The 2,426-nt window shown below is 67.0% G+C and carries 3 protein-coding genes; 1 reads left to right on the top strand and 2 read right to left on the bottom strand.

Annotation, left to right across the window (positions count from 1 at the left end; translation table 11 throughout):
- A partial coding sequence (locus ACFWF3_RS32280; RefSeq protein WP_379317623.1) for an exodeoxyribonuclease III occupies positions 1-511 on the bottom strand: 511 nt, incomplete at its 3' end.
- Positions 512-638: 127 nt separating this feature from the next.
- Here ACFWF3_RS32280 and ACFWF3_RS32285 point away from each other — a divergent pair.
- A complete protein-coding gene (locus tag ACFWF3_RS32285; RefSeq protein ID WP_378996779.1) occupies positions 639-1,493 on the top strand; it encodes an alpha/beta fold hydrolase in 855 nt (284 codons plus the stop codon).
- Between the two features lie 43 nt (positions 1,494-1,536).
- Here ACFWF3_RS32285 and ACFWF3_RS32290 read toward each other — a convergent pair.
- On the bottom strand, positions 1,537-2,426 hold an 890-nt coding region (locus tag ACFWF3_RS32290; RefSeq protein ID WP_379317621.1), incomplete at its 5' end, for an acyl-CoA dehydrogenase family protein.

Raw genomic sequence — 2,426 nt, forward strand, 5'->3', positions numbered from 1 at the left:
CCACATCGACGTAGCCCGCGGCGAGCAGTTCGGCGATCCAGGCGCGCTCCTCGGGCAGAAAGCCCGCCGACTTCTGGTTGCCCTTCCAGTTCTTCAGGTCGACCTCGGCGGGCGCGATGTTCCAGTCGCCGCTCACCACGAACTCGCCGGTGCGCGATTTCAGGTACGCGCCGAGCTCGGCCATGAACCGGTACTTCTCGTCTTGTTTGGGGGTGTTCTCCTCCCCCGAGTGCACGTAGACGCTCGCCACGGTGACGTCACCGAAGTCGGCTTCGATATAGCGGCCCGACGCCGCGAACTCGGTGCTGCCGAACCCGATGCGCACGGCATCGGGGGCGCGCCGCGACAGGATTCCCACGCCCGCGCGGCCCTTGGATTCGGGCTCGGCGTGGGAGAGGACCCAACCCGCGTCGAGCGCGGGGGCCAGCGCCGCCGCGGTCTGCGCATCGGTCGCCCTGGTCTCCTGCAGGCAGACGATGTCGGCTTCGGTCGCCGCCAACCAGGCTGTCATGCCCTTGGTCGAAGCGGCACGGACCCCGTTAACGTTCACAGTCGAGAGGATTATCGGCACCGTACGACCGTACAATGCAGGCAGGGATGCTCCCCCGGACACCGTCGTCCAGGAAGGGGTGATGACGATGACGTCACGCACCGCCAAGTCCACCGCCCGCCCCACGCCCGTCGCGGCGTTGCACATCGGGTCCGGCGACCCGGTCTTGTTGCTGCACGGATTCCTGCTGTCGCCACACTGCTGGGAGCAGGTCGCGCAGCGGATGTCGGCACATTGCGAGGTGTACGCGCCCGCGTTCGCCGGGCACTGGGGTGGCCCGAAGGTCGAAGGATGGGCGCTGGATGTGTACGCCCTGGCCGATCAGATCGAGGATCAGCTCGACGAGCTGGGCTGGCGCACCTGTCATATCGCGGGCAATTCGCTCGGCGGCTGGGTGGGACTCGAGCTGGCCCGACGCGGCCGTGCTCGCACACTCACCACCATCGCCGCGGCGGGTGGCTGGGCATCGCCTTCGCTGAGCCAGGTCAGGATCGGCGTCAAGTTCGCGTCGATGATCCCCTTCATCGAGATCGGCAAACGCCTCGGTGGTGCGGCGATCAACAACGCGCTCGTGCAGCAGGTGGCCGCATTGCTGGTCGCCAAGCACACCGGCGCTGTCGCGCGCCGTGATCTCGCGACCCTGCTCACCGCCGTCCTGCATTGCGAGGCGATGATCCCGCTCATCCTCGGCAGCCTGCGCGCGCCGGGCATGGACGACCTGGGCGAGCTGAGCACCCCGGTGCGGATGCTGCTCGCCGAATACGACCGGATCATCCCCAACAGCGTGTACGCCACCCGCTACCTGCGCGAACTGCCCGAGTCGGCGGATCGGATCCTGGTGCACGGGGTGGGGCATGTGCCGATGCTGGAGGCGCCGGACCGGATCGCCACGCTGATCGCCGAGCACATCTACGCAAGCCGCGGGCACCTGCGCGCCGTGTGATGAGATCCCGGCCGCGACAACGCTGTTCGCGGCCGGGGCCGGTTCACTTCCCGAGCAGTCCCTTGGCGATGTGGGTCACCTGGATCTCGTTGCTGCCCGCGTAGATCATCAGCGACTTCGCGTCACGGGCCAGCTGCTCGACCCGGTACTCGCTCATATAGCCGTTGCCGCCGAACAACTGCACCGCCTCCATCGCCACCTCGGTGGCGGCCTCGGAGCAGTACAGCTTCATCGCCGAGGCCTCGGCCAGGCTCGGCGGCTTGCCCGCGCGAGCGCGCTCGAGCACGTTGAACACCATGTTCTGCACGTTGATTCGCGCCACTTCCATCTTGGCCAGCTTGAGCTGGATCAGCTGGAAGCGCCCGATCTCCTGTCCCCACAGCGTGCGGTTGCGCGCGTAATCGACACAGAGCCGGTGACATTCGTCGATCACGCCCAGCGCCATGAAGCCGACGCCGATCCGCTCGGCGGTGAAACTGGCTCTGGCGCTTTCCCTTCCGTCGCCGCCCTGGTGTTCCTCGGTTTCGCCGAGCAACCGATCCTTGCCGAGCCGGACATTGTCGAAGAACAACTCGCCGGTGGGTGAGGAGTGCAGGCCCATCTTCTTGAACGGCTTGCCCTGGGTGAGACCTTCCATGCCCGTGTCGAGCACGAACGTGAGCACCTTGCGGTCGCGTTTGCCGGCGCCGTCACCCTCGTCGAGCTTGGCGTAGACGATCATCACGTCGGCGCACGGGCCGTTGGTGATGAAGGTCTTCTGGCCGTTGAGGATGTAGTCCTCGCCGTCGCGTTCCACGCGAGTCTTCATGCCGCCGAACGCATCCGAGCCGGAATCGGGTTCGGTGATCGCCCAGGACGCCACCTTGCGCAGGGTGACGATGTCGGCCAGCCAGCGCTGTTTCTGCGCGAGGGTGCCCCGCGACATGATGGTGG

The sequence above is a fragment of the Nocardia sp. NPDC060220 genome, from assembly GCF_042727815.1.
Taxonomy (GTDB): Bacteria; Actinomycetota; Actinomycetes; order Mycobacteriales; family Mycobacteriaceae; genus Nocardia.

What these genes read in the sequence shown, in the direction of transcription:
- ACFWF3_RS32285 (WP_378996779.1), top strand. Translation starts at nt 639, where the DNA reads ATGACGTCACGCACCGCCAAGTCCACCGCCCGCCCCACGCCCGTCGCG.